At 70.5% G+C, this 25134-nt stretch carries 22 protein-coding genes, 1 pseudogene and 1 riboswitch; of the genes and pseudogenes, 7 read left to right on the top strand and 16 right to left on the bottom strand.

The features are described 5' to 3' along the window. The first annotated feature begins 36 nt into the window (after positions 1 to 36). Both IJ15_RS0104050 and IJ15_RS0104045 read left to right on the top strand, forming a co-directional pair. On the top strand, positions 37 to 1665 hold the full coding sequence (locus IJ15_RS0104050) for an alpha-(1->6)-mannopyranosyltransferase A (RefSeq protein ID WP_031937066.1): 1629 nt from the start codon (positions 37 to 39) through the stop codon (positions 1663 to 1665). A 25-nt stretch (positions 1666 to 1690) separates the two neighbouring features. Then, positions 1691 to 2599, top strand: a complete 909-nt coding sequence (locus IJ15_RS0104045; protein ID WP_031937065.1) for a phytoene/squalene synthase family protein — start codon at positions 1691 to 1693, stop codon at positions 2597 to 2599. Positions 2600 to 2660: 61 nt separating this feature from the next. Here IJ15_RS0104045 and IJ15_RS0104040 read toward each other — a convergent pair whose 3' ends face one another. After that, a complete protein-coding gene (locus IJ15_RS0104040; protein ID WP_031937064.1) occupies positions 2661 to 3029 on the bottom strand; it encodes an Rv2175c family DNA-binding protein in 369 nt (122 codons plus the stop codon). A gap of 121 nt (positions 3030 to 3150) precedes the next feature. Here IJ15_RS0104040 and pknB point away from each other — a divergent pair, with 121 nt between their 5' ends. Then, complete coding sequence (gene pknB, locus IJ15_RS0104035; RefSeq protein ID WP_031937063.1) at positions 3151 to 5172, top strand: Stk1 family PASTA domain-containing Ser/Thr kinase; 2022 nt, start codon at positions 3151 to 3153, stop codon at positions 5170 to 5172. 97 nt (positions 5173 to 5269) lie between these two features. On the opposite strand, the gene IJ15_RS0104030 is transcribed toward pknB, so the two are convergent. Both IJ15_RS0104030 and IJ15_RS0104025 read right to left on the bottom strand, forming a co-directional pair. Beyond that, the gene (locus tag IJ15_RS0104030; protein WP_031937062.1) at positions 5270 to 6655 is read right to left on the bottom strand and encodes a class II 3-deoxy-7-phosphoheptulonate synthase; all 1386 of its coding nucleotides are present in this window, start codon (positions 6653 to 6655) and stop codon (positions 5270 to 5272) included. 88 nt (positions 6656 to 6743) lie between these two features. Continuing rightward, positions 6744 to 7235: a polyadenylate-specific 3'-exoribonuclease AS gene (locus IJ15_RS0104025; RefSeq protein WP_031937061.1), complete on the bottom strand. Its 492-nt coding sequence runs from the start codon at positions 7233 to 7235 to the stop codon at positions 6744 to 6746. A 69-nt stretch (positions 7236 to 7304) separates the two neighbouring features. Between IJ15_RS0104025 and IJ15_RS0104020 the strand changes: the two genes are divergently transcribed. After that, positions 7305 to 8615 (top strand): glycosyltransferase 87 family protein, encoded by a 1311-nt coding sequence (locus IJ15_RS0104020; protein ID WP_031937060.1) that lies wholly within the window; start codon positions 7305 to 7307, stop codon positions 8613 to 8615. Positions 8616 to 8657: 42 nt separating this feature from the next. On the opposite strand, the pseudogene IJ15_RS25465 reads toward IJ15_RS0104020, so the two are convergent. The 8 genes and pseudogenes from IJ15_RS25465 to IJ15_RS0103980 form a co-directional block, all read right to left on the bottom strand. Continuing rightward, positions 8658 to 9413, bottom strand: a pseudogene (locus IJ15_RS25465) (DUF4436 family protein); the annotation flags it as partial. A 130-nt stretch (positions 9414 to 9543) separates the two neighbouring features. Continuing rightward, a complete protein-coding gene (locus IJ15_RS0104010; RefSeq protein WP_231569415.1) occupies positions 9544 to 10137 on the bottom strand; it encodes a SanA/YdcF family protein in 594 nt (197 codons plus the stop codon). 83 nt (positions 10138 to 10220) lie between these two features. Next, on the bottom strand, positions 10221 to 10952 hold the full coding sequence (locus IJ15_RS0104005; protein WP_031937057.1) for a lysophospholipid acyltransferase family protein: 732 nt from the start codon (positions 10950 to 10952) through the stop codon (positions 10221 to 10223). Between the two features lie 67 nt (positions 10953 to 11019). Beyond that, positions 11020 to 11994 (bottom strand): ROK family protein, encoded by a 975-nt coding sequence (locus IJ15_RS0104000; RefSeq protein WP_051918490.1) that lies wholly within the window; start codon positions 11992 to 11994, stop codon positions 11020 to 11022. 44 nt (positions 11995 to 12038) lie between these two features. After that, positions 12039 to 12452, bottom strand: a complete 414-nt coding sequence (locus IJ15_RS0103995; protein WP_031937055.1) for a hypothetical protein — start codon at positions 12450 to 12452, stop codon at positions 12039 to 12041. Continuing rightward, positions 12449 to 13663: an ArsA family ATPase gene (locus tag IJ15_RS0103990; protein ID WP_331281006.1), complete on the bottom strand. Its 1215-nt coding sequence runs from the start codon at positions 13661 to 13663 to the stop codon at positions 12449 to 12451. Before IJ15_RS0103990 ends, IJ15_RS0103995 begins: the two co-directional genes overlap by 4 nt. A 35-nt stretch (positions 13664 to 13698) precedes the next feature. Next, entirely contained in the window at positions 13699 to 14136 is a 438-nt protein-coding gene (locus IJ15_RS0103985; protein WP_031937053.1) for an SRPBCC family protein, read from the bottom strand. A 96-nt stretch (positions 14137 to 14232) separates the two neighbouring features. Then, positions 14233 to 14622 carry a hypothetical protein gene (locus tag IJ15_RS0103980; RefSeq protein WP_031937052.1) on the bottom strand — a complete coding sequence of 130 codons (390 nt, stop codon included), beginning with the start codon at positions 14620 to 14622 and terminating at the stop codon, positions 14233 to 14235. Between the two features lie 167 nt (positions 14623 to 14789). On the opposite strand from IJ15_RS0103980, the gene IJ15_RS0103975 reads away from it, so the two are divergent. Beyond that, positions 14790 to 16598, top strand: a complete 1809-nt coding sequence (locus tag IJ15_RS0103975; RefSeq protein ID WP_031937051.1) for an AMP-dependent synthetase/ligase — start codon at positions 14790 to 14792, stop codon at positions 16596 to 16598. 83 nt (positions 16599 to 16681) lie between these two features. On the opposite strand, the gene IJ15_RS0103970 is transcribed toward IJ15_RS0103975, so the two are convergent. The 4 genes from IJ15_RS0103970 to IJ15_RS0103955 all read right to left on the bottom strand — a co-directional run bounded on the left by IJ15_RS0103970 (position 16682) and on the right by IJ15_RS0103955 (position 21225). Then, a complete protein-coding gene (locus IJ15_RS0103970; RefSeq protein ID WP_031937050.1) occupies positions 16682 to 17809 on the bottom strand; it encodes a glycosyltransferase family 4 protein in 1128 nt (375 codons plus the stop codon). 37 nt (positions 17810 to 17846) lie between these two features. Next, the gene (locus IJ15_RS0103965) at positions 17847 to 19223 is read right to left on the bottom strand and encodes a peptidase MA family metallohydrolase (protein WP_031937049.1); all 1377 of its coding nucleotides are present in this window, start codon (positions 19221 to 19223) and stop codon (positions 17847 to 17849) included. Between the two features lie 97 nt (positions 19224 to 19320). After that, positions 19321 to 20373 (bottom strand): NlpC/P60 family protein, encoded by a 1053-nt coding sequence (locus IJ15_RS0103960; RefSeq protein WP_031937048.1) that lies wholly within the window; start codon positions 20371 to 20373, stop codon positions 19321 to 19323. A gap of 240 nt (positions 20374 to 20613) precedes the next feature. Beyond that, positions 20614 to 21225 (bottom strand): C40 family peptidase, encoded by a 612-nt coding sequence (locus IJ15_RS0103955; protein WP_031937047.1) that lies wholly within the window; start codon positions 21223 to 21225, stop codon positions 20614 to 20616. Between the two features lie 15 nt (positions 21226 to 21240). Further along, a riboswitch (cyclic di-AMP (ydaO/yuaA leader) is annotated at positions 21241 to 21406 on the bottom strand. 500 nt (positions 21407 to 21906) lie between these two features. Between IJ15_RS0103955 and IJ15_RS0103950 the strand changes: the two genes are divergently transcribed. Together IJ15_RS0103950 and IJ15_RS0103945 are read left to right on the top strand one after the other, a co-directional pair. After that, positions 21907 to 23655, top strand: coding sequence for a DEDD exonuclease domain-containing protein (locus tag IJ15_RS0103950; protein WP_051918486.1), 1749 nt, complete (start codon positions 21907 to 21909; stop codon positions 23653 to 23655). Between the two features lie 9 nt (positions 23656 to 23664). Then, complete coding sequence (locus IJ15_RS0103945) at positions 23665 to 23940, top strand: Lrp/AsnC family transcriptional regulator (protein WP_031937045.1); 276 nt, start codon at positions 23665 to 23667, stop codon at positions 23938 to 23940. A gap of 60 nt (positions 23941 to 24000) precedes the next feature. Here the strand turns inward: IJ15_RS0103945 and trpD are convergent, their stop codons facing one another. After that, entirely contained in the window at positions 24001 to 25092 is a 1092-nt protein-coding gene (gene trpD / locus IJ15_RS0103940) for an anthranilate phosphoribosyltransferase (RefSeq protein WP_031937044.1), read from the bottom strand. Positions 25093 to 25134 lie beyond the last annotated feature (42 nt).

Here is a 25134-nt window from a genome sequence, read left to right as displayed (position 1 = left end):
CACCGAACGATCCTTCCGGGGGAGGAACCTGCACCGATGTCGGCCTCTTCCGGAATCCACACCACTGCCGTATCCGAGACCGCCGTATCCGAGCGGTCCTGGCTGCGTTCGAGCGCCGACTATCTGCGCACCCCCGAGGGACATGCGACCGTTCTCGGGTTCGCCGGCGCCGTGATGATCACGTTCGGCGGCTTCGGCGCCGGAAGCGTGCGTCGCCACGATCCGCTCCTCGAGGACATGAGCCTGTCGTGGCTGCGGTTCGGCCACGGCTACGCCCTGTCGACAATGGTCATCTGGGGCGGCGTCCTGGCGATGATCGCCGCGTGGGTGCGCCTCGGCCGAGCCACGATCAAGGGGCGTGTCGGCCTCCGCGCGCTGCTCTGGACGGTCCCGATGTGGACCGCCCCGATGCTGCTCGCGGTCCCGATGTTCAGCCGCGACGCATACTCCTACCTCGCGCAGGGGGCGCTGCTGCGCGACGGCTTCGATCCGTACGCGGTCGGTCCGGTGGTCAATCCGGGTCTGTTGCTCGACAACGTCAGCAACGTCTGGACCACCACCACCGCGCCGTACGGCCCGGTGTCGTTGCTGATCGGCCAGGGCATCACGTCCATCACCGGCGACAACGTCGTCGCGGGCACGATGATGCTGCGACTGGCGTTCCTGCCGGGGCTCGCGATGCTGATGTGGGCGCTGCCGCGACTGGCGCGCCAGCTCGGCGGCAACCCGGCGATCGCCCTGTGGCTGGCCGTGCTCAATCCCCTGGTCCTGATCCACCTCATCGGTGGTGTGCACAACGAACTGCTGATGGTCGGCCTCATGGTCGTCGGCATCACGCTGGCCCTCGACCGCCGGCACGTCGCGGCGGTCGCGATCATCGCTGTCGGTGTCGCGGTGAAGGCGATGGCGGGCATCGCGTTGCCGTTCATCGTGTGGATCTGGATGATCCACGAACGCGACAAAGCGCTCGCCGAGGGCCGCGAACCCGCCACCCCGCTGTCGTCGTTCTTCAAGACCGCGGGTACCGGTGTCGCGGTGTTCTTGGCGGTCTTCGCCGCGGCGTCCGCGGCCGCCGGTGTCGGGCTCGGCTGGCTCACCGCGCTGTCGGGCTCCGCGAAGATCATCAACTGGTTGTCGCTGCCGACGATCATGGCCCACATCGTCACCGTCGGCACCGGATGGTTCACGGGTGCACGCCTGGGCCCGGTCCTCGACGTCACCCGCATGATCTGCATGGTCGCTCTCGTGGCGATCCTCGTCTGGGTTTGGTGGCGGTTCCGGAAGACCGAGCGCGACGCGGTGATGGGCATGCTCGTCGCCCTGGTCGCGATCGTCGTCCTCTCCCCCGCCGCCCTGCCCTGGTACTACTCGTGGCCGCTGTCGATCGGTGCCGGCTTCGCGATGTCGACCCGGACCCTGCAGATTCTCGTGGGCCTGTCGACGTGGCTGATGCTGGTGTTCCAGCCGGACGGCGGCCTCGGCATGTACTCCTTCTTCCACGTCGTGCTCGCCACGTTCGTCGCGGTCGTGGCCGCGGTCGCGCTGAAAACGGTGGATCCGCTGCGGTTGCGGTCGGTGTCGGAGAAGGTGATGCCCGAGGCGACCGCGCACGTCGTGGATCAGCTGGCGCAGACGACGCCCAAGCGGCATTCGTCGCCGCTGTGATATCCCCAGCGCCCCTTCCACTGCCGTGACCCCCACCGTTCCAGTCCACGACCTGCCTTCGGCGTACCGCCGTTGCCGACGACTGGCGGCCGAGCACGGCCGCACGTACTACCTGGCCACCCGACTCCTGCCGGTCGAGCGACGCCCGGCCGTGTACGCCGTCGTCGATGTGGACTGTGCCGGGCGGGCACCGGCGGAGCGGGCGGCCGCGGTCGACCTCGTCGAGTCGCACCTCGACGACGCACTCGCCGGACGCCCGGTGACCGATCCGCGCACCGGCGCGGTCGTCGCCGCCCTCGCCGACACGATCCGCCGCTACGACATCCCGGTCGCCCACTTCCGGGCGTTCCTCGACTCGATGCGCATGGACATCCCGGGCACGCCGACCTTCTGTGCGAGCTACCCCGACATGGACGCGCTGCGCCGGTACATGCACGGGTCGGCCGCGGTGATCGGCCTGCAGATGCTGCCCGTCCTGGGCACCACGACGTCCCTCGCGGAGGCCTCACCTCCGGCGGCGGCGCTCGGCGAGGCCTTCCAGATGACCAATTTCATCCGCGATGTCGGCGAGGACCTCGACCGTGGCCGGGTGTATCTGCCGGCCGACACGTGGACCGCGTTCGGGGTGGACGAGGACCTGCTGCGCCACTGTCGGCGCACCGGGACGGTCGACCCGCGGCTGCGGCGGGCGCTCGCCCACTTCGCGGCCGTCACGCGGGCGCTCTACCGGCGGGCGGAGCCGGGACTGGACATGCTCGAACCCCACGTCCGTCCGGGGATGCGCGCCGCGTTCGTGCTGTATGCCGAGATCCTCGACGAGGTCGAGACCAGCGGATTCCGGGTCCTCGACCGGCGCGCGACAGTTCCTCGGCACCGACGACTGGCGGTGGCGTTGCCGCTGCTCGCGCGAACCCTGACGGTGCGGGACCGCTGACGGCACACACCACACCGTCAGGTCGCGTCGCGAGTCGGCCCCGCGACGCGACCAGCGAAGCTCAGAAGGCCATCGACTGTGCCCGGCGGACAACCTCGCGGGCCAGGTCGCCGTGCAGCGCGTCGACGGGGGTACCGGGCAACGAATCGTCCTCGGTGAACAGCCACTGCAGGATTTCCTCGTCCTCGTAGCCGCCGTCCTTCAGCACCCGGATCAGCCCGGCCAGGAAACGGACGGGCTGTCCGTCGTCGCCGAAGAACGCCTCCGGAACGCCGAGGACGCTGTCCCGTCGAACGGCGATCATCTCCCGGTCACGCAGCAACTGATGCACCTGGGTGACGACCAGACCCATCTGCTTCGACACGTCTGCCAACTGCAGCAGAGAGATCGATCGGTCCAACACGTCATCGCAGTAAGGGATAGCACTCACTCCCGTAACGTTATCGGGTCCGCACCGCCGCTTCGACCACGGTCCCGTCGTGGGAGCGGGACGGCGGCGCGGGCTGACTACGATCGAACTGAATCTGTGGAAGGAACGAGGGGGCGCAAGCTTGAATCCCGGAGGTCGACGACTGATCGGCGTGGTGCTCGATCGGCGCTACCGCATCGATGCACCCATCGCGCGCGGCGGCATGTCCACCGTGTATCGCGGCATGGACCTGCGTCTGGACCGACCGGTCGCGATCAAGGTGATGGATCCGCAGTTCGCGGCCGATCCTCAGTTCCTCGCCCGCTTCGAGTTCGAGGCCCGCGCGGTAGCCCGGCTCAACCATCCCGGACTGGTCGGCGTCCACGACCAGGGCAGCGACGGCGAGCACGCCTTCCTGGTCATGGAGCTCGTCGAGGGCGGCACGCTGCGGGAGCTCCTGCGCGAACGCGGCCCGATGCCCCCGCACGCCGCCGCGGCCGTCGCCCGGCCCGTGCTCGAGGCACTCGCCGTCGCGCATCGCGCCGGCCTGGTCCACCGGGACGTCAAGCCCGAGAACGTGCTCATCTCGCACGCGGGGGACGTCAAGATCGCCGACTTCGGTCTGGTCCGGGCGATCGCCGCGTCGAACACGACGTCGCGCAGCGTCATCCTCGGCACCGCCGCCTACCTGTCTCCCGAGCAGGTCACCACCGGGACCGCGGACGCCCGCAGCGACGTCTACGCGGCCGGGATCCTGCTGTTCGAGATGCTGACCGGTACCACGCCCTTCGCCGGCGACACGTCGCTGTCGATCGCCTACCAGCGCATCGACAACGACGTCCCCGAGCCCAGCAGCGTCATCGACGGTGTCCCGGCGGAGTTCGACGAACTCGTTGTCCGCGCCACCGAACGCAACCCGGACGAGCGTTTCGCGGATGCCGCCGCGATGGCGGCCGAGTTGCGTTCGGTGAGCGCGCAGTTGCAGTTGCCGTCGTACCGGGTTCCGGCCCCACGTCGGGCGCCGCAACAGGTCGGCGTCGCCTCCGCCGCGACCACCCGCACGCCGCACGAGAACCCGGAGAACCCGGCGAACCCCGCTGCCGGGGCGGTCGGGCCGCCCGAGAACGCGACGACGGTGATGCCGGCGGCACCGGCGGACGGACGGCCGTCGGGTGTCCAGCACACCAAGGTCGTCACCACCGCGACGCCGCGCCTGCCCGAGACCCCGTCCGGCCACGAACCACCCGCCGAGCCCGGCCACGGGAGCCTCGACGCTCAGCGCCTCCGATCCCGGCGCACCGTCCTGGTGTGGCTGCTGGTAATCCTGCTGGTCGCCGCCGGACTCGGATTCGGCGGCTGGTGGCTGGGCTCGGGGCGGTACGCGGCGATCCCGGCGATCGACGGCCTCGACACCGCCGGCGCCACCACCGCGATCGAGGCGGCGGGACTCTCCGCGCAGACCCGGGGCGAGTACTCGAACGTCGTGGCCGTCGACGCCCTGGTCGGCACCGATCCGGCCGCGGGTGCGAAGGTGCCGCGCGGATCGGACGTGACACTGCTGGTGTCGCTGGGCCGTCCCACCGTCCCCGAGGTCAGCGGCCGCGGCGACGTCGCCGCGGTCGAGGCCTCGCTGCGCGAGCGCACGTTCACCCCCGTCGACGGTGGCGAGGCATTCAGTGCGCGGGTCCCGGTCGGCGGCATCGCCGCACTCGAACCGGCCCCCGGCACGATGCTCGACGTCGGAGCCGAGGTGCGGATGATCCGCAGCAAGGGCGCACCGCCGGTGGACGTCCCGAACGTCTCCGGGATGTCGGAGGACGCCGCCCGTCAGGCACTGGACTCGGTCGGCATCACCGTCCGCGACGCCCGGCAGGTGTTCGACGCGAACGTCGACGCCGGCGACGCCGTCGGCACCGACCCCGCGGTGGGGACCAGCGTCAAGGCCGGGTCGAGCGTCACCCTGATGGTCTCCAACGCGGTGAAGGTTCCGTCGATGCTCGGACGCACCGTCGGCTCCGCGAAATCGGAGTTGGACCGACTGGGCCTGCAGTACGAGGTCCGTCAGGTGGCCGGATCGGACCGGTCCCTGGTGATCTCGCAGAATCCGGGTACCGGTGACCGGGTGGCCCCCGGCGGCACCGTCACGCTGATCTCCTTCCCCTGACCGCGGCGCCCGCGCATCGCCCCCTGGTAACAGCTGAAGGGTCCCTTCGTGCGCTGTGCGCGTACGAAGGGACCCTTCAGCTGTTACGGGGTGGAGGTCAGCCGCGCAGCATCTCCGCCACGAGGAAGGCCAGTTCCAGCGACTGCTGGGTGTTCAGGCGGGGGTCGCAGGCGGTCTCGTAGCGACCGGACAGGTCCAGGTCGGAGATGTCCTGCGCACCGCCGAGGCACTCGGTGACGTTCTCGCCGGTGAGTTCGACGTGGATGCCGCCGGGGTGGGTGCCGAGTCCGTTGTGGACCTCGAAGAAGCCCTGTACTTCGTCGACGATGCGGTCGAAGTGGCGGGTCTTGTAGCCGGTGGACGCCTCGTGGGTGTTGCCGTGCATGGGATCGCACTGCCAGATCACCTGGTGGCCGGTGGCCTGCACCTTCTCGATGATCGCCGGCAGCAGATCGCGCACCTTGCCGTTGCCCATCCGGGAGATCAGGGTGAGCCGGCCGGGCTTGTTCGTCGGGTCGAGTCGCTCGACGTATTCGACGGCCATCTCGGGGGTGGTGCTCGGGCCGATCTTGAGGCCGATCGGGTTGGCGAGCAGTTCGGCGAACGCGATGTGCGCGCCGTCGAGCTGACGGGTCCGGTCGCCGATCCACAGGAAGTGCGCCGACAGGTCGTACAGCTTGGGGTGGTCGTCGTCGTTGTCGAGGCGCAGCATCGCACGCTCGTAGTCGAGGACGAGTGCCTCGTGGCTGGCGAAGATCTGGGCGTGGTGCAGGCTCGGGTCGGTGACGCCGCACGCGTTCATGAACTGCAGGCCGCGGTCGATCTCGGCGGCGAGGGCCTCGTAGCGGGCACCGGCCGGCGACGACGTCACGAACTCGCGGTTCCAGTCGTGCACCTTGTGCAGGTCGGCCATGCCGGCGCCGGTGAGCGCGCGGACGAGGTTCATCGCGGCGCTGGCATTCGCGTAGGCGCGGACCAGGCGGGACGGGTCGTGGACCCGGACGGCCTCGTCGGCGACGATCGAGTTGACCATGTCACCGCGGTACGACTGCAGTCCCAGCGCGTCGGTGTTCGACGAGCGCGGCTTGGCGTACTGGCCGGCGATGCGCGCGACCTTGACGACGGGCAGGCTCGCGCCGTAGGTGAGCACGACGGCCATCTGCAGCAGCGTGCGGATGTTGCCCTTGATGTGCGGTTCGGTGTTGTCCGCGAAGGTCTCCGCGCAGTCACCGCCCTGCAGCAGGAAGGCCTCGCCGCGTGCCACCTCGGCGAGCTTCGCCGACAGTGCCTCGACCTCGCTGGCCACCGTGATCGGCGGCACGCTCTCGAGGACGGTGCGCATGGCCGCCGCCTGGTCGGCGGGCCACTGCGGCTGCTGCGCGGCCGGCTTGGCGAGCGCGGCGTCGAGTTGCTCGCGCATACCCGCGGGCAGCGGCGGCAGTTCGGGCAAGCGGTCGATCGGAACGTCCACAGTCCAGTTCACCACTACAGGATATTCGCCTCGCCCGGTGCGAGTCAGCCAAGGCCCCATTCACGGGGATTCGCCGCAGCGGACCGGCGAGCGATTCGCATCACCTGACGGCGCGGAATGCCTCGATCGCGTCGAACTTCGCGAGGTTGTGCCGGGCGTCGGCGAGCGCGTCGTGCGCGTCGTCGGGGACCGGCGGCAGCGGCGGGCAGCCGTGGAACTCCCAGTGCTGGCGCAGTTCACGGGTGTAGCGCGGCATGTTCGACGGCAGCTCGGTCATCGCACCCCACAGCTGGCAGAGCGCGACGTGGTCGTACGCCGCGACCCACGCCCACAGTTCCGGTTCGATACCCGGACGCGGGACGAGGAACTTCATCAGGTCGTCGCGGATCCGGGACCGGCTCTTCCACAGCGGCGACGACGGCGGCGGCAGCTTGGGCAGCACGTTCCGGCGGACCCATTTGCCGGCCCGGTCGGGATCGAACTCGGTGGACACCGCGTAGAACTCGCGGCCGTCCTCGCAAACCACACCGATCGAGACGAGCTCGATTGTGCGACCATCCTCGATGAACTCGCAGTCGTAGAAGTAGCGCACCGGGAGAGCTTATGCCCCACGCGCCGGGTCACTCGACACCACGTCCCCTGTTCGTAGCAGGATAGCGAGGTGCGCACCCCCACCCCCGATTCCGCCGACCGGTCCTCCCCTGCCGCGGCGGACTCGCCACCGGCGACGCCGCGACCGCGCTCGACGGGCATCGTCGCCGCCCGGATCGCGATCGTGATCGCGTGTGTGGCCGGCGCGGCATACCACCTGGTCGGGATCCCCGGCCTGCGCGACATCGGCTCCTACTATCGGATTGACCTCGACGTGTACCGGCTCGGCGGTTCGGTGTTCGCCGACGGTGGTCCGCTGTACGGCGCGATGCCGCCGACGCAGTCGGGGATCGGGCTGCCGTTCACCTATCCGCCGCTCGCGGCGGTGGTGTTCAGTCCGATGTCGGCGATCTCGCTGGAAGCGGCGGGTGGGGTGCTGACGGTCCTGTCGTTGGTGGCGTTGTTCGCGACGCTGGTGCTGACGCTCGCGTCGATCGGGATCTCGCCGCGCTCCACGCTGGTCTGGACGGCGCTGGCCGCCGCGGCCGCCGCCCTGACGCTCGAGCCGGTGTACTCGACGCTGGACTACGGCCAGGTGAACATCCTGCTGATGGCGTGCGTCGCCGCCGACACTCTGATGAAGAAGACGCCGTGGCCGCGGGGCATGCTGATCGGGTTCGTGGCAGCCGTCAAGCTGACTCCCGCCGTCTTCGTCCTGTTCTTCCTGCTCCGCAAGGACTTCCGGGCGACGGTGACGACGGGGCTGAGTTTCGTCGGGTTCGGCGCGATCGGGTTCGTGCTGGCGCGCGCCGACTCGTGGACGTACTGGACCGACACCCTGCGCGATTCGGGCCGGATCGGTACGCCCGCGTATCCCGCGAACCAGAGCATCACCGGTGTCCTCGCCCGGCTCGGTCTCGACCCGTCCGTCCGCAGCGTGCTGTGGCTGCTGCTAAGTGCCGCCGCGCTGGTGCTCGCCGGGTTCGCGATGTGGCGGGCGTTCGCGGCGGGTGCGACGGCGCTGGCGTTGTGCGTCAACGCACTGCTCGGGCTGCTGGTCTCGCCGGTGTCGTGGTCACACCACTGGGTCTGGGTGGCTCCGCTGCTCCTGCTCGTCGGCGTCGAGGCCTACCGACGCCGCAGCCTCGTCCTCGGTGCCGGCGTGCTCGCCAGCTGGGCGATGTTCGTGATCGCCCCGCACTGGCGCCTCGGTCACGGACGTTGGGAGGGAACCGACTGGCCCCCGGTCGATCAGGTCCTCGCGTCGGCGTACGTGTGGTGGGCGGTCGCCGTCATCGCCGCTGTCGTCGTGTACTTCGGACGCCGCCGGGTCGACGACGCCGCGGTGGCCGGCACTCCGCAACTGGCCGCTGCCCCCTGACGGCCCGTCCGAGCACTCCCCGGCGGTGTCACGCCACCAGCACAGGACGTACACCGTGAGGGACCCGACGAGCGTCACCACCACCCACATGGTCAGCGCGATGTCGACCCACGAGCCGATCGGTGGATTGCCCGGCAGGATGCCGCGCAACGGGACGACCGCGAACAGCATCGCGGCCATCCAACTCAGCATGTCGGTGTGCACCTTGCGGCGCCGTCGGGCCGTCTGCACGGCCACGAACGCGGCCAGCGCCGCGAGCGTTGCCATCATCAGCAGCAGGATCGCCGAGTACACCAGGGTGCCTACGCCCCTGGCGAGATACACCGCCGCCCCGATACCGCTGGACGCGTACTCCTCGTCGACGGACACCGACTCCGCCCGGACCGTCCACCCTTCGACGTTGTCCGCGAGGAGGACGCGGCTGCGATGGATCTCGACGGCACCCCCGGCCACCGTGTACGCGTCGGCCACCATGGGGGTCACGTCGAACCGGTCGAGCGGCCACCGCCCGGCCCGGCCCCGCGCCATCAGCTGAGCGTCGAACGTCGTCGGCACCGAGCCGACCGGGAACAGCAACTCGGTGCGCGACGCGCTGGGCGCCAGATGCAGGTTGATCGGTACGGCGAGCGTGTCCCCGTCCGGTCCGGTGAAGTCGGTCCCGGGCACGATGGTGACCTCGACGTCGAGTCGACCGGAGGCGGGGTGCAGCCCCGTCGGGGTGACGATCACGGCCACCTCGTCGGCGTCGGCCTGAACGACGACGACCTCGTCCTCGTCTTCGGTGCTCGACGCGTACACGGCGAGGGAACCGGCGTACAGGCCGGCTGTCACGACGGCGACGAGGATCCAGAACAGCCGGGGCCGGGTTCGCCGGAACGATGCGAGGGGCACGACTGGGAAGATACCGCGATCGGAACCCGGAACCGGCCTACCGCGCGAGCGCCGCGGCCACCGAATCCGTGGGCGGAGAGCATACTTTCGGCGCACGGCCGCTGAGGACGTCTCGTGCGGCCTTCGGGTAGGCGAGGAACTCCCGGACGGTGTTCTTCAGCAGCGTCGATCGGCGGCCCCCGGCCCGGCCCGCCCGGACACCGTCGACATCGACGCCGGCGGCGCGTCCCAGCGCGACTGTGCGCGGCAGGTGGAAACGCTGGGTGACGACGAGGGCACGGCGGACGCCGAACGTGCGGGCGGCGCGGACGCAGGTGTCGTAGGTGTCCAGCCCGTACGGGTCCTCGACGATCCGTGCGGGGTCGACGCCCGCCGCCACGAGATAGCCGGTCATCGCGGCGATCTCGTCACCGGACTTCCCGTGGGCGTCACCGGAGACCAGCACGACGGACGCCCTGCCGTCCGCGAGCAGTCCCGCCGCCGCGTCCAACCGGCCCTGGAGGAACTTCATCGGCCGCCCGGCCCGCACCCGCGCGCCGAGGACGATCGCGACCGGCGCGTGCGGCGCATCGGACGGATCGTGCATCCGGCCGGCCGCGGCGATGCGGATCCACATCACGGGCAGACTCATGACGGCCGTGGCAGCGGCCACGGCGCACGTGGCCGCGCGCATCCGCACTCGGCTGGTCGGAATCGTGGAGGCTTCGGGTTCGCCTATCCGGCGCGGGTGTCGGGCACGCGGGCGGCGTCGGCCGCGGACTCGACCGCGGCCGGACCGGGGTCCTTCAGGGTGGCCGCGTAGATGTCGACGTACTCCTGCCCCGACAGGCGCATCAGCTTGTACATGACCTCGTCGGTGACGGCCCGCTCGACGAAGCGGTTGCCGCCCATGCCCTCGAAGCGGGAGAAGTCGATCGGCTCCCCGATGCGGACGGTGACCTTCGCCGGCTTCCACATGCGCGAGCCGATCGGGTTGACCTTCGCGGTGTCGATCATCGCGACCGGGATGACTTTGACCCCGGATTCGAGCGCGAGGCGGGCCATACCGGTCTTGCCCTTGTAGAGGCGGCCGTCGGGCGAGCGGGTGCCTTCGGGGTAGATCCCGAGCAGCTTGCCCTCACCGAGCACCCGCAGGCCCGCGTTGAGCGCGTCCTGTGCGGCGGAGGCGCCGGTCCGGTCGATCGGCACCTGACCGACGGCCGAGAAGAACCACCGCTGGAAGCGGCCCTTTAGTCCGGTGCCGGTGAAGTACTCGCTCTTCGCGAGGAACGTGATGCGGCGGTTGACCCGCAGCGGAAGGAAGAAGGAGTCGAGCACCGCCTGGTGGTTGCTGGCGAGGATAGCCGGGCCGTCGGTCGGGATGTTCTCGGCGCCTTCGAGTTTCGGACGCCCGAGGAGCAACAGCATCGGACCCAACAACACGTACTTAAACAGCCAGTACCACATGGCGTCCTTCCGTCCGAGCTCGATTTCCCCAGGTCTACCCAGGCCTCCACCTTGGGAATGACTGTACTCAGCAGTCCGGACCGCTGCCACACGCCGCCCGGGCCAGGTCCGCCGCTCCGATCATCCCGGCCGCCTCACCGAGCAGGGTGTGCCGGATCCGCGCCAGCGGCCGGTGCCCCGCACCGGTCGTCAGGCGCGCGTAGTGCTCGCGGGCCTCGTCCAGGTACAACGGAGCCGACATCCCGACCCCGCCGCAGATCACGATGAGGTCGGGGTCGAAGACGTCCGAGACCGTCGCCAGCCCCACCCCGAGCCACCGCGCGAACTCCGCGAACGTCGCGAGCGCCAGCGGATCCCCCTCCGCGGCCGCCGCCGCGATGCGACGCCCGGTGAGCGACCCCGGATCGACCGCGACGGCGCGGGCCAGCACCGTCGACGACGACGGATCCGCAGCGAGCAGTTCGAGCGCGGTGTCGACCAGCGCGGTGCCGCTGCAGTAGCGCTCCCAGCATCCTCGCTTGCCGCACGCGCACGCGCGCCCCTCGGGGACGACCTGCATGTGCCCCAGTTCGGGGGCGACGCCGAAGCTGCCCCGGTAGAGCCGGCCGTCGATCAGCAGCGCGGCGCCGATGCCGGTGCCGATCGCCACGATGACGACGTTCCGTCCACCGGCGGCGGCACCGAACCGGCATTCCGCCCACGCGGCCGCGTTCGCGTCGTGTTCGAGCACGACGGGCAGACCCAGCCGGCCTCCCAGCGTCCGGGCCACCGGGGCGTCGACCCACGGCAGGTGTGGGGCGAACCGGACCGTGGTGCGGTCGGAATCGACGAAACCGGCGACGGCGAGCCCCACCGCCGCGATGCGGTGCCGATCGGCCAGCTCGCGGACGGCCCGCTCGATCCCCCGCTCGAGCGCGTCCGCCGCCTGCGGTGTCGGTGCGTGGGCGGTGTCGAGCACGTCACCGCTCGCATCGACGACCGACGCCCGGATGCTGGTACCCCCGACGTCGACTCCGACGGTGAGAAGTTGGGTGCTGTGCACCCTGCTGATTGTGCCGACCGCGCACCGCGACCGGAACGGCGGGCCTAGTCCTTGATCGTGACGTCGATCGGCACGAAGGACGACGTCGGCGCCGGCGGCGACGATTCGGCCGGGGGCGCGGTCCCCGCCGCGGCGGACCCGGCGGCGGCATCGGTGGCCGCTCGGTCGTGGTCGTCCAGGATCTGGCGGAGGATGGCGAGTACCACGGACCCCTGACCGGCCAGTCGGGTGACGAGGTCGTGTTGTTCACCGCGGATCAGCGCGGCCAGCGCGCAGAGCGGACACCACGAGCACGTGCTGCAGGCCGGCTGGAGACCGGTGTCCGCGCCGTCGGTCCCGGCTCCGCGTTCCCCGGTGCGGTCCGCCGCGATCTCGAGCAGGATCGGCTCGAGCCGGTCGAGAACGGTCTCGGCGAGCGCCCTGAGTTCGGCCGCCAACTCGGCGTGCTCGCCGGTCACCGGGGCCACACCGCGGGGTCGGGTACGAACCGCACGACCAGGTCGGAGCCGTCGAAGTCGGCGTCCCGCACGATGCAGCGACGCAGCACCGACGCCAGGCGCACGCGACGACGTCGGCCGTCAGCCCCCACCAGCAAGTCGTCCTCCACTCGTCCCAGCGTCAACGTCCCGGGATCGGCGAGCGGCAGGTACATGCGCATCGCGTACACCGATTCGACGTCGCCCGAACCCGATTCGAGGGCGACGCGTATCGGGGCACGGTCGGTCCCGGGTGCCTCTGACACCTCGGACGGATCGGTCACGTCCGCGTAGACCGCGCGTGCCACACCTCCGAGGGCATCCCACCCTATCGGTTCGTTCGCGACGTGGGCGGCGGACAGCACGGTCGCCCCGTCCGCCGCCGACGTCAACGCGGCCAGCGCATTCCGCTCCGCCGCGCGGCGCGCGGCCCACCAGCTGTCGAGCTCCTCCGCCTGCTCGTCCGAACCCGACCGGGGTGCAGTCTTGTTCACGACGATCGCATCGACGCGCAGGCCCGCGAGCGCCAACGCCGACAGGATCCGGCGGGTCTCCGCGACCACGACCCGCTCGGCGGTGGTCACCACCCGCACCGACGTCCGGTCGCGGTCTTCCAGCAGGGCCCCCACGGCGGCGGTCGCGTCGAGCATCCGGTCGAGCATCGCGACGACGAAGGCCAGCCTGACGTCCGTCGACGTCGCAGCGGCGACCCGCCGATGCTGCGGCCACACCCGCTCGACGTATCCCGCGAGCGAACCGGGAATCGCCAACGTGCGCAACGCGTCCGCGGTCGGTGGACAGTCCACGACGATCACGTCCCACCGGGCCTGTTCGGCCAGGCGCACCACCTCGTCGAGCCCGAGCGCCTCCTCGACGCCGGGCAGTCCCGTCAGTTCCTCGGGTGCCAGATCGGCGAACTGGGCCCCGTGGTCGTGGGAGCCGCCCAGGGCCAGCAGCGCGACCAGTCCGCGGTAGCGGTCTTCGAGCAACGCCCGGGTGTCGATCTCGCGGGCATGCAGACCGGGCCCGACGAGCACCTCGTCGCTCCGCCCCACCGGCCGGTCGAGGACGTCGGACAGCGAGTGCGCCTGGTCGAGGGACAGCAGCAGGACCCGTCGTCCCGCCTCGGCGAGCGCGACGGCCGTGGCCGCCGCCAGCGTCGTCCTGCCGACACCGCCCTTGCCGACGAACAGTCGGATCCGGGTGGTCCGGGTGGCACCGGCGGCGCTCAGCCCTCCACCCGCTTCTTCAGTTCCTTGAGCGCGGTGTCGGTGATGACCTTCTCCGCCTTGCGCTTGAACAGGCCGATCATCGGGATCGTCAGGTCCACCGTCAGTTCGTAGGTGACCCGGGTGGCGCCGTCGGCGTCGTGTTCGAGCGTGTACGAGCCGAACTGCGCCTTCTGAATCTCACCGGAGACCAACTCCCAGCTCACCGACATCCCGTCGGGAGCCCAGCGGTACCGGAGCACGTAGGTGTCCTTGACCATCCCGGCGTCCAGCACGAATCGGACCTGCTCGGCGCGACCGTCGGGGCCCGTCGAGAGCACCTCGACGGACTTCGCGGCCTCCACCCATGCCGGATACGCACCGAAGTCGGCGATCACCCCCATCACCCGCTCGGCGGGCGCGTCGACGGTGATCGACCTCTTGGTCTTCTCAGCCATGCCTCGGACGCTTCCTTTCAGGACGGCGCGACGTACGCGTCACCGCACGTCCATCACACACGATTTCCGGCGGGACTCACAATCCCATGCGGCCGCTCACGGCTGCGGGGGTTCCCCCGCGGCGCGTCCCGCCTCGAGCTGCTGCTTGAGCTCGAAGGTCATCGCCTTGCCCGCGAGTCGCCGGGCGTGGTTCATTCCGGCCAGATCGAGCGATCCCAGCGCCGGCGCGGCCACGCCGGTGGGCTCCGCATGCAGGAAGTAGTGGACGATGGTGCCGTCCATCACGGGCTCGAGCCAGACCTCCATCGTGCCGGTCAGCGGACCCGCCACCGTCCAGCGAATCCCCTTCTCCGCGCGATCCTCACGGACGTCGAGAACGAGGTCGGGCCACCACGCACGCCAGCGCGCGGGCACGGATACGCGGACAGCCACCTTCTCCGGGGCTGCGGCGACGAAAGTCTGGTCGGCGACCTGAATGCTGCTCACTCCCACAGCTTCACACACCGCCCCCGCGGCCCGTGATCTGGACTACACCTGGGTGGGAGCGGACCCGGCAAGCCGCAGGTAGGTAGCCTTGCCGCGTGCTGGCCTCGGCGGTCTATCGTGAGGACCAGCAAACCTACTCGCCAGTATCTGCAGTGTCGGAGGTCGTCGTGCCCGAGTTCAGTGTCCCAGCCACGTTCACGATCCCGGAGGACGCCTCTGCGGTCGACTCCGTCTTCGAGTACTCGACGACCAGGCCCGAGCACGTGGTCTACCGGCGTCTGGTCGGCGGGTCCTGGGTGGACGTCACCGCGCGTGAGTTCGCCGACCAGGTGACGGCCACCGCGAAGGGCCTGATCGCCCGCGGTGTGCAGCCCGGCGACCGGGTGGCGCTGATGTCCGCGACCCGCTACGAGTGGTCGCTGTTCGACTACGCGATCTGGAGCGCAGGCGGCGTCACGGTGCCGATCTACGAGACGTCCTCCGCGGAGCAGGTCAAGTGGATCCTCGAGGACTCCGGTGCGATCGGCCTCATCGTCGAGACCGCCGAGCACTCCGCCGACGTCGCCGAGGTCGCCGCCGCCGCACCCGACCTGCGGGCGGTCCTCCAGATCGAGCCGTCCGGCACCGACAAGGGCGCGGTCGCGGTCCTCGCGGAGCAGGGCGCCGGCATCCCCGACGCCGACGTGCACGCCCGCGCGAAGGCACTGAAGGCGAGCGATCCGGCGACCCTCATCTACACCTCCGGCACCACCGGACGCCCCAAGGGCTGCCAGCTCACCCACTCGAACCTCATCGCCGAGTCCAAGGGCATCGTCGATTCGAGCCTCGGCAAGCTGCTGACGTCGCCCGGCGTGAGCACCCTGATGTTCCTGCCGCTGGCGCACGTCCTGGCCCGCGCGGTCAGCATCGCAGCCTTCGACGCCGGCGCCGCCCTCGGCCACACCAGCGACATCCCGAACCTGGTCCCGACGTTCGCGACCTTCAAGCCCGACTTCATCCTGTCGGTTCCGCGGGTGTTCGAGAAGGTCTACAACACCGCCCGGCAGAAGGCGCATTCGGAGGGCAAGGGCAAGATCTTCGACGCGGCGGCCACCACCGCGGTCGAGTGGAGCCAGGCCCAGGACAACGGCGGCCCGGGCCTGCTCCTGCGCATCAAGCACACGGTGTTCGACAAGCTGGTCTACTCCAAGCTGCGGGCCGCGCTCGGCGGCAAGTGCCAGCTCGCGATCTCCGGAGGCGCCCCCCTGGGTGCGCGCCTCGGCCACTTCTTCCGCGGCATCGGCGTGACGATCTACGAGGGCTACGGCCTCACCGAGACCACCGCCGCGTTCGCCGTCAACACGATCGGCCACCAGAAGGTCGGCTCGGTCGGAAAGCCGTTGTCCGGCAATGCCGTCCGGATCGCCGAGGACGGCGAGATCCTGCTGTCGGGCCCGGTGGTGTTCTCCGGCTACTGGCGCAACGAGGAGGCGACGAAGGAGGCCATCGAGGACGGCTGGTTCCACACCGGCGACCTGGGCACCGTCGACTCGGACGGCTACATCACCATCACCGGCCGCAAGAAGGAGATCATCGTCACCGCCGGCGGCAAGAACGTCGCCCCCGCGCAGCTCGAGGATCACCTGCGGGCCCACCCGCTGATCAGCCAGGCGATCGTCGTCGGTGACCAGAAGCCGTTCATCGGCGCACTGATCACGATCGACGCCGAGGCGCTGCCAGGCTGGAACGAGCGCAACGGGAAGACCGCCGGAACCACGGTCGCCGAGCTACTCGGCGACCCCGATCTGACCGCCGAGATCGACGAGGCCATAGCGGAGGCCAACAAGCTCGTCTCGCATGCCGAGGCCATCAAGAAGTACCGCATCCTGCCCGTCGACTTCACCGAGGAGAGCGGCGAGCTCACCCCGACGATGAAGCTCAAGCGCAACGTCGTGCACGAGAGCTTCGCGGACGACATCGAGGGGATCTACAAGTAGTTCCACCACGACGAGAAGACCGGCGCCCACCGTCCACCAGGACGGTGGGCGCCGGTCTCGTCGGGCCCCGATCTCCCGGCGGTTCAGGCCAGCAGACGACGCAGCTTGTCCCCCAGCACATCCCAACGCCAGTTCGCCTTCACCCAGTCACGCCCTGCCGCACCCATCGCGGCGGCCCGATCCCGGTCCTCGAGCACCGAGATCACCGACTGCGCGACGTCGTCCACGGAGGTGCCGTCGACGACCAGTCCGGTCTCGTGTTCGACGACCGTCTCGGGCGCGCCGCCGGACCGGCCTGCGATCACCGGGACACCCGTCGCCGACGCCTCGAGGTAGACGATGCCCAGTCCCTCGACGTCCAGTCCGCCGCCGCGAGTCCGACACGGCATCGCGAATACGTCCGCGATCGTGTGGTGCGCGGCCAGTTCCGCCGCCGGCACGCCACCGGTGAGCACGACGTGCTCGGCGACCCCGCACTCGTGCGCCAGCGCCTGCAACCGCTCGGCGTAGGGCCCGCCGCCGACGATCACCAGCACGGCACCGTCGATCCGCCGCCGGATCGCGGGCAACGCCCGGATCAGCTGGTCCTGGCCCTTGCGCGGGACCAGCCGCGACAGGCACAGGATCGTCGGCCGATCTCCCAGTCCGTAGCGTTCACGCAGTTCGGCCCGCGCCGCCGGATCCGGGCGGAACACGTCGGTGTCGACGCCGGACGGCAGGTGCTCGAGCGCGGCGTGCGCCCCGAACGCCGCCGCGAACCGGCCCCGCGTGTACTTGCTGACGTAGGTGACGGCGTCGGTGTGATCACCGATGCGACGCAGGGACTGTCGGGCACCGGGCAGCATCGACCAGCCCACCTCGTGACCGTGGGTGGACGCGATCACCCGCTGTGCACCGGCACGCCGGACCGTCGGCGCCAGCAGGGCCAGCGGGGCCGCGGCCCCGAACCACACGCTCGTGCACTCGTACTTCTCGACGAGATCGGCGGCACGACGGGCGACGAACGGTGTGGGCACCATCAGCGTCGTCGGATGCCGCACCACCTCGTAGGGCTGCGCGGCATCGAAACGGAGGTGGCTGTCCCCACGCCACCTCGGGGCGTAGACGACGAGTTCGTCTGCGGGCAGTTGGGCCGCAAAGGCGTGCAGGTACGACTGGATCCCACCCGGACGCGGCGGAAAGTCATTCGTCACCAACAGGGTTCGACGCATGTGTCCACCGTAGGTGCCGACGGGCGGGGGTCCGGCGTCAGGGTCGGGCCATCTGGGCCTTGATCCACGCGGACCACGCGTCGACCAACCCGTCGGTCCCGGTACCCAGCACCGCACGGATCCGGCCGTCGAGTTCGGCCTCGGTGAGGGGCCCCTTCGCCAACTGCCGATACAGCTCGTCCAGGCGCGGCTCGCCGTACTCGGCTGCGATGAACGTCGCAAGGGCCCACGACGACTCGTACGCCGCCCGAGCGGTGTCACCGCCGGCACGGAAGTCCTCGTTCGCCGGCAGCGCCGTCGGCGGGCCGGTCCGCGCGATCTCCGCCACCATGGTGGGGGCGAGTTCGACGAAGCGTGCCTCGATCCCGCGGTAGCCCACGTAGTCCGCGTACCCCTCGAGCATCCACATCGGGGATCCGTCCTCGGTGGCGGCGCGGGCCGCGACGTGGGTGAGCTCGTGCCGCAGGACCGAGACCCGGGTCAGGTCGGTCAGCCGTCCCGCCGATTCCGGGCTGAACACGATCCGCTGCCCGGACGCCGTCCCCGATCGTCGATCCACCGCGTCGGACACCGCCACTGCCGCGATGTCGGCGCCACTGTGGTCCGAGCCGACGAGCGAGGCGAACTCCTCCTGGGAGCCGGCCACCACGACCACCGCCCGCCGCGACCAGTCGTCACCCCACACCTCGGTCACGTGGGCGACGGCCTCGCCCAGGTCCCGCGCGATCAAGTCGATCATCTCCGACTGCTCGGGGTGCCCGAGCACGATCGACGGACGCCCCTCCTCGCCTGCCACCGTCCGCGTCAGAACGGGGCCGAAATCCCAAGGTCCTCGCCACGTTTCACGATCCGAGCCGGGAAGCGGAGCATCGTCGACGAGCTTCCACTCGTCGCCGCGCCGAGCCAGCAGCAACGACACCGGCTTGCGGGTCGACTGGGCGTCGGCGCCCTCGATGCCGTAGCGCAGGTACACCGCGGGAGCCCACACGTCGGAGGCACCGAGTGCTTCCGCCAATCCCGCCGGCACCGGGGTCTCCGGATCCAGGCCGATGTCGTAGGCGAATTCGCCGAAGGGCACCTGCGCGGCGTTGTTCGCCCGGCGGACCTCCGAGTCCAGAAACCCCGGAGTCGCCTGCGGATCGAACAGTGCCGGCAGCGCCGCGGTGTCGCCGGCCCGCACCGCACGCGCCCACTCGTCGAGCACGGTCTGGGCGCCCGCGCGGCGTCCCTCGTCATACGGGTTCCCGATCGGTACCGCGGCGTCGCGCACCGCGGGTTCGCCACCATCGTCGTCGAGGGTCGTCAGCGACAGAACCAGTGCCACCGCGACTCCCAGCCCGGCGAGCCCCACCCACTCCCACCGACGCACCCGACGCCGCGGCGTGGGACTCGGCGAGTGATCATCAGCGGGCACGTCCGAGAGTCTAGGAGCCGCAGAGACGGATGGACCCGATACCCCCTGGGTATCGGGTCCATCCAGGGTCGGTGTATCTGCCGCCCGGCCGCGTCCGTCAGTAGCGGCGGGCCCCGTAGAACGGCATCGTCGCCATGGAGTCGACCTTCACCGGGGTGCCGTAGGTGGAGGCGTGCAGGACGTTTCCGTCACCGGCGTAGAGGCCCACGTGCGAGATGTCGTCGTAGAACAGCACCACGTCGCCCGGCTGCAGCTGACTCTTGTCGATCGGTGTGCCGCCTCCGGCCTGCGCCTGGCTCGACCGCGGCAGCGTCTTGCCGGCCTGCTGGTATGCCCAGACGACGAGCCCCGAGCAGTCGTACGAGTCGGGACCGGTCGCACCCCAGCTGTACGGCTTCCCGATCTGCGTCAGGCCGGCCTGCAACGCGGCCGATCCGGAGCCGGGCCCGAGGTTCGCCAGGATGCTCCCGGCGTCGACGCCGGCCGGGAACGGCGTGCCGGCCAACTGTGCACGCTCGGTGCCGGTGAGCCGGCCGAACGCCGCGGTGACCGAGTCGATCTGCTTCTGCAGTTCGCTCTGCTTGTTCTGGAGGTCGTCACTGACCAGCTTGGCCTGCTCGGTCGCGGCGCGGGCCGCGACGGCCGACGCCTGCGAGGACTCCGCCGCGGCCTTCGCGTCGGCGGACGCCTGCTTGAATCCGGCGACGGCCCTCGAGGTCTCGTTCGAGATCGCGTCGAGCGCCGACATCTGGTCGAGCAACTGCTGCGGCGAATCGCTGACCATCACCGCGAACAGGCGGTTGGTGCGGGCGCCCTGGTAGCTGGCGGCGGCAAGCTTGCCGACCGTGGGACGGAACTGGTCGATCCGGGACTCGGCCGCGGCCAGCAATTCGCGGTCCGCGGCCAGTCGTGCTTCCGCGTCCCCCTGGGCTGCCCGCTTGCCGTCGAGGTCGATCTGAGCGTTGTGCAACGCCTCGGTGGTCTGCTCGGACTCGCGGGACAGGTCCGCGAGCCGCTCGAGCGCCTCGGTCGGATTGTTCATCACCGGATCCGCACCGGCCGGGCCGGCGGGAAGTCCCACGAGCGTCAGCGAGAGCACTCCCGCCGCGAGCGCGGCACGCATCGAACGATTCTTCTTCTGGGAGGGCACAGCGGCGCGACTCTCCGTTTCTGGATTCGTCTCCACCGCACGGCGGTGGGGCCTGCAAGGAGTCCGTTAAGTCTCGAACAGGTTACGGAATGGTATATGTCCGTGTCTACCCGAGAGTAGGACAATTCGCACATGGCCGGAGGCCACGAGCGCCGACGACGGGATCGGAAACGAATACAGGGTGGGCCCGACCGGAGTCGAACCCACCCTGCACGCGTCTTGCGTCCTACATCGAGTGCGTCACGCGTAGCGGCGCGCACCGTCGAACGGCATCGACGACACGGGCGCCAGCTTGACCGGCTGGCCCGCAGTCGAGGCGTGGATGACGTTGCCGTCGCCGGCGTAGATGCCGGAGTGGCTTCCGCCGTAGAACGAGATCACGTCACCGACCCGCAGATCCGACTGCGCCACTGCGAAGCCCGCGGCGGCCTGGTCGTAGCTGGTGCGGGGAAGGTTCAGTCCGGCCTGCTTGTAGGCCCACTGGACCAGACCCGAGCAATCGAAGGCGTCCGGGCCCGCGGCGCCATACACGTACGGGGCTCCGAGCTTGGCCCGGGCGGCCTCGACGGCCTTCTCACCTGCGGTGACGACGGGCGCGAGGGGGGCGGGAACCGCGGCGGCACTACCCGTCGCCACGCCGGGCAGAACGCCCGCGGGGATGCTCGGGGTGATGTGCGCGATCACATCGTCGACCTGCTGCTGCGTCACACCGGGCACCTCGACGGTGCCGAGACCGGGGATCTCCACCGGGGCAGCGAGCGCGGGGGCGGCGGAAACCGTGACGGCTCCGACTGCGAGTGCGCCGGCAACGGCGGCGCGACGCGCGGAACGCGTGAAAGTAGATGACGCCACGAGAAAGGGAACTCCGTTTCTTCCGTTCATCCGCCGACCGAGTTAGCTGACGGGTTCGGGCTGGGAAGATCAGCCCTACCCGTCGACACCGCAACGCGGCTTCGACGGGATTCACCCCATAAGAAACTTGGGTTCCCGGCTCGTCCCCTCCGGAGAGGTTCCGATTAGGCGGTCCCAGCGATGCCGTCCCGGGTGGGGCGGCAAGACTCCGCTAGGTCTCGAGAAGATTACGAAAGCGCATCCCCCGTGTCGACTTGGACGCGCGGAAATCGCCGCGATTCGCCGATTTGCCGCGTTTGGACACGCTTCGGTCGACGCGCGGTCACAGCCAGATAACGAGCGGTCCATTTCGGGGTCGCCGATGTTCGGCTTCCGGCGACACGCCCGGGAGGGGCGACACCCAGACCGAACACGCGGATCCGGCGTCGCCACTGGTCAACGCCGATCCGCACGACGCGCCGCGGCACGACGCGGCGCGGGAGGCGGCGCCACCGCACGAACCGAGGACCACCACCGAATCCGCAGTCCCGCAACGGAGATCACGCCCCGCCCTCGCGACGGCACCGCGCGGGCGGTGTGATCCTCGTCTCGCCGGGCCGAAATGCCCGCCGATCCACCGCCTTCCGGCCCACCCCGAGCACGCTCCCGGCTCTGTCGGTGGCGGTCTCTACTGTCCGAAGCGTGAGTGCGCCGCGATCCGCCCGTTCGACCGACGGAACCCAACTGACGTTCGACGAACTGGACACGCCGCTGCGCGAGACGACCTTCGTCGTCGTCGACCTCGAAACCACCGGCGGCAGCGCGGATAAGGACGCCATCACCGAGATCGGCGCCGTGAAGGTGCGGGGCGGCGAGATCGTCGGCGAACTCGGGACACTGATCGACCCGGGGCGCGCCATTCCGCCGTACATCGTCGAGATCACCGGCATCACCAGCGCAATGGTGCGCGGCGCACCCCGCATCGACGCGGTCCTGCCCGGCTTCCTCGAGTTCGCACGCGGGTCGGTCCTAGTCGCCCACAACGCGGGCTTCGACGTCGGGTTCCTCAAGGCCGCAGCGGCCCGCCAGGACATTCCCTGGCCCAAGTTCCAGGTGCTGTGCACCGTCAAACTCGCCCGGCGGGTCCTCAGCCGCGACGAGGCACCGTCGGTGAAGCTGTCGGCACTCGCGCTGCTGTTCGGGGCCGAGACCACCCCGACGCACCGCGCGCTCGACGACGCGAAGGCCACCGTCGACGTCCTGCACGCCCTCATCGGCAGAGTCGGCAACCAGGGGGTGCACAGTCTCCCCGAACTTCTCGACTACCTGCCGCGAGTCTCGTCCGAACAGCGCGCCAAGCGCACCCTCGCCAACCACCTCCCTCGCTCCCCCGGCGTCTACCTGTTCCGCGGGCCGTCCGACGAGGTCCTCTACGTCGGCACCGCGACCGACCTCCTCCGGCGCGTCCGCACTTACTTCACCGCGTCGGAGAGCCGGGGGCGGATGAAGGAGATGGTCGCGCTCGCCACGCGGATCGACCACGTCGAGTGCGCGCACCCACTCGAGGCCGGGGTTCGCGAGCTGCGACTGCTCAGCGCCCACGTACCGCCGTACAACCGCCGATCCAAGTTCCCGATGCGCGGCTGGTGGGTCACCGTCACCGACGAGGCCTTCCCGCGCCTCTCGGTGGTCCGTACACCGACGATCGACGCGTTGGGGCCGTTCCGGTCCCGAACCGATGCCGCGGACGCCGCACAGACCGTCGCCGAGTTCTGCGGCCTGCGGACGTGCACGACGCGCATCCGCCGGGGACAGGCGCACGGACCCAAGTGCCCGCCGCGCGACATCGGCGGATGTCCCGCGGTCTCCGACGACGAGGACGGCTACGCCGTCGCACCGGCGCTCGCGCGGGCACTGTTCCGCGGCACCGACGACGCGCCACTGCGCCGCATGCGCGACCGCATCGAGGAACTGGCGACCGCCGAGTTGTTCGAGAGCGCCGCACGGCTGCGTGACCGCACCGCGGCCCTGGCCCTGGCCCTGCGGCGCATGCAGCGGCTCGGGTCGCTCACCGCCGTCGACGAACTCGTCGCAGCCCGGCGCGCAACCGACGGCGGATGGGAGTTCGCGGTGGTGCGTTCGGGGCGCCTCGCGGCCGCCGGCACCTCGGGACGCGGGGTACCGCCGATGCCGGTGGTCGAGGCGCTGGTCGCGTCCGCGGAAACCGTCCTGCCCGATCCGACTCCGCTTCGCGGCGCCTCACCCGAGGAGGTGGGGCTCGTCGCACGGTGGCTGCACGCCGACGGCACCCGCATCGTCCGGACCAGCGCGGGATACGGCGAACCCGTCCGGGGCGCGGGTTCGTGGGAGGACTGGTGCGCGCTGGCGCGGAGCGCGGCACCGCCTACTGTGTTGGACGAACCACAGCACCGTGCCGCACCGGAGCACTGAAGGAGCACCATGATCAACGCCATCGTCATGATCCACGCCGAGGCCGACCGGATCCCCGAGACGGCGCAGGCGGTGGCCGATCTCCCCGGAGTGTCGGAGGTCTATTCGTGTGCGGGCGACATCGACCTGATCGCGATCGTGAAGGTCCGCGACCACGCGCAGATCGCCGAGGTCGTGACCGAACGGATCAACAAGGTGCCGGGCGTGCTCAAGACCGCCACCCACATCGCGTTCCAGTCGTACTCGAGCGCCGACGTCGAGGCCGCCTTCTCGATCGGCGAGTAGCGCACCCGCGTCCCGGGGCCGTCGAGCCCCGGGACCATCGGGCACGCCCGACTCTGCCGCTCAGCCCCGAGCGGCCAGCTCCACGGTCAACGCCGCCCACCGGTCCAACAGCGTCGCCGCCGCACCGGAATCGATCGCCGCAGCCGCCTTCTGCATGCCCGCCGCCAGGGACTCCTCGAGGCTGCCGGACAGCCCTTCGTACGCGGCGATCGCGCCCGCGGCGTTCACCAGCACCGCGTCCCGTACGGCCCCCTCGTCGCCGGCGAAGATTCCCCGCGCCACCCGCGCATTGTCGTCGGCGTCCCCACCGCGCAGCGCCTCGAGCGGAACGCGGGCGATGCCGAGGTCCCTCGGATCCAGTTTCTGCGTCCGCACGGTGCCGCCGGACACGACGTGGACCTCCGACGTCGTCGACGTCGTGATCTCGTCGAGGCCGTCGTCGCCGCGGACCACCAGCGCCGAGTTCCCGCGTTCGGCGAGCACACCCGCCACCACCGGGATGAGGTCACCGAACGCGCACCCGATCAGGCCGGCCCGTGGCCGCGCCGGATTGGTGAGCGGACCGAGGACGTTGAAGACGGTGGGAATTCCGATCTCCTTGCGCGGCGCGCCGGCGAATCGCAGCGCCGGGTGGAACACCGGAGCGAAGCAGAACCCGATGCCGACCTCCTCGACACACCGAGCCACCTCCTGGGCGCCGAGATTGATGTGCACGCCCAGCGCCTCGAGAACGTCCGCGCCGCCGCTCTTCGACGACGCCGCCCGGTTGCCGTGCTTGACCACGCGGACACCGGCCGCGGCGACGACGACCGACGCCATCGTCGAGATGTTGACAGTGTGGGAACGGTCCCCGCCGGTACCGACGATGTCGACGACGTCCGGCGACACCGGCACCATGCGGGCGTGGCCCAGCATCGCGTCGGCCAGCCCCCGGAGCTCGTCGGGGGTCGCCCCCTTCATCTTCAGCGCGACGCCGAAGGCCGCGATCTGCGCCGAGGTGGCCGCGTCCGACATGATCTCGTCCATCGCCCAGGCCGTGTCGTCCGCCGTGAGGTCGCGGCCGTCGGTGAGTGCTCCCAGAACGGCGGGCCAGTTCCGGTCAGTCGCGCCTGCCACTCGTTCCGTGCCTTGCGCTACTGCCTGCCGCACCATCACGACCCTTTCTGCCGGGCGCCCACCAACCACCGGGTGGGC

The organism is Prescottella defluvii, from assembly GCF_000738775.1.
Lineage (GTDB): Bacteria > Actinomycetota > Actinomycetes > Mycobacteriales > Mycobacteriaceae > Prescottella > Prescottella defluvii.
This window is presented reverse-complemented; position numbering and strand designations above follow the sequence as displayed.

Coding starts and splice junctions, on each gene's coding strand:
- IJ15_RS0104050 (WP_031937066.1), top strand. CDS start 37: ATGTCGGCCTCTTCCGGAATCCACACCACTGCCGTATCCGAGACCGCC.
- IJ15_RS0104010 (WP_231569415.1), bottom strand. CDS start 10,137: ATGAGTCTGCCCGTGATGTGGATCCGCATCGCCGCGGCCGGCCGGATG.
- IJ15_RS0104005 (WP_031937057.1), bottom strand. CDS start 10,952: ATGTGGTACTGGCTGTTTAAGTACGTGTTGTTGGGTCCGATGCTGTTG.
- IJ15_RS0103985 (WP_031937053.1), bottom strand. CDS start 14,136: ATGGCTGAGAAGACCAAGAGGTCGATCACCGTCGACGCGCCCGCCGAG.
- IJ15_RS0103970 (WP_031937050.1), bottom strand. CDS start 17,809: ATGCGTCGAACCCTGTTGGTGACGAATGACTTTCCGCCGCGTCCGGGT.
- IJ15_RS0103945 (WP_031937045.1), top strand. CDS start 23,665: ATGATCAACGCCATCGTCATGATCCACGCCGAGGCCGACCGGATCCCC.
- trpD (WP_031937044.1), bottom strand. CDS start 25,092: ATGGTGCGGCAGGCAGTAGCGCAAGGCACGGAACGAGTGGCAGGCGCG.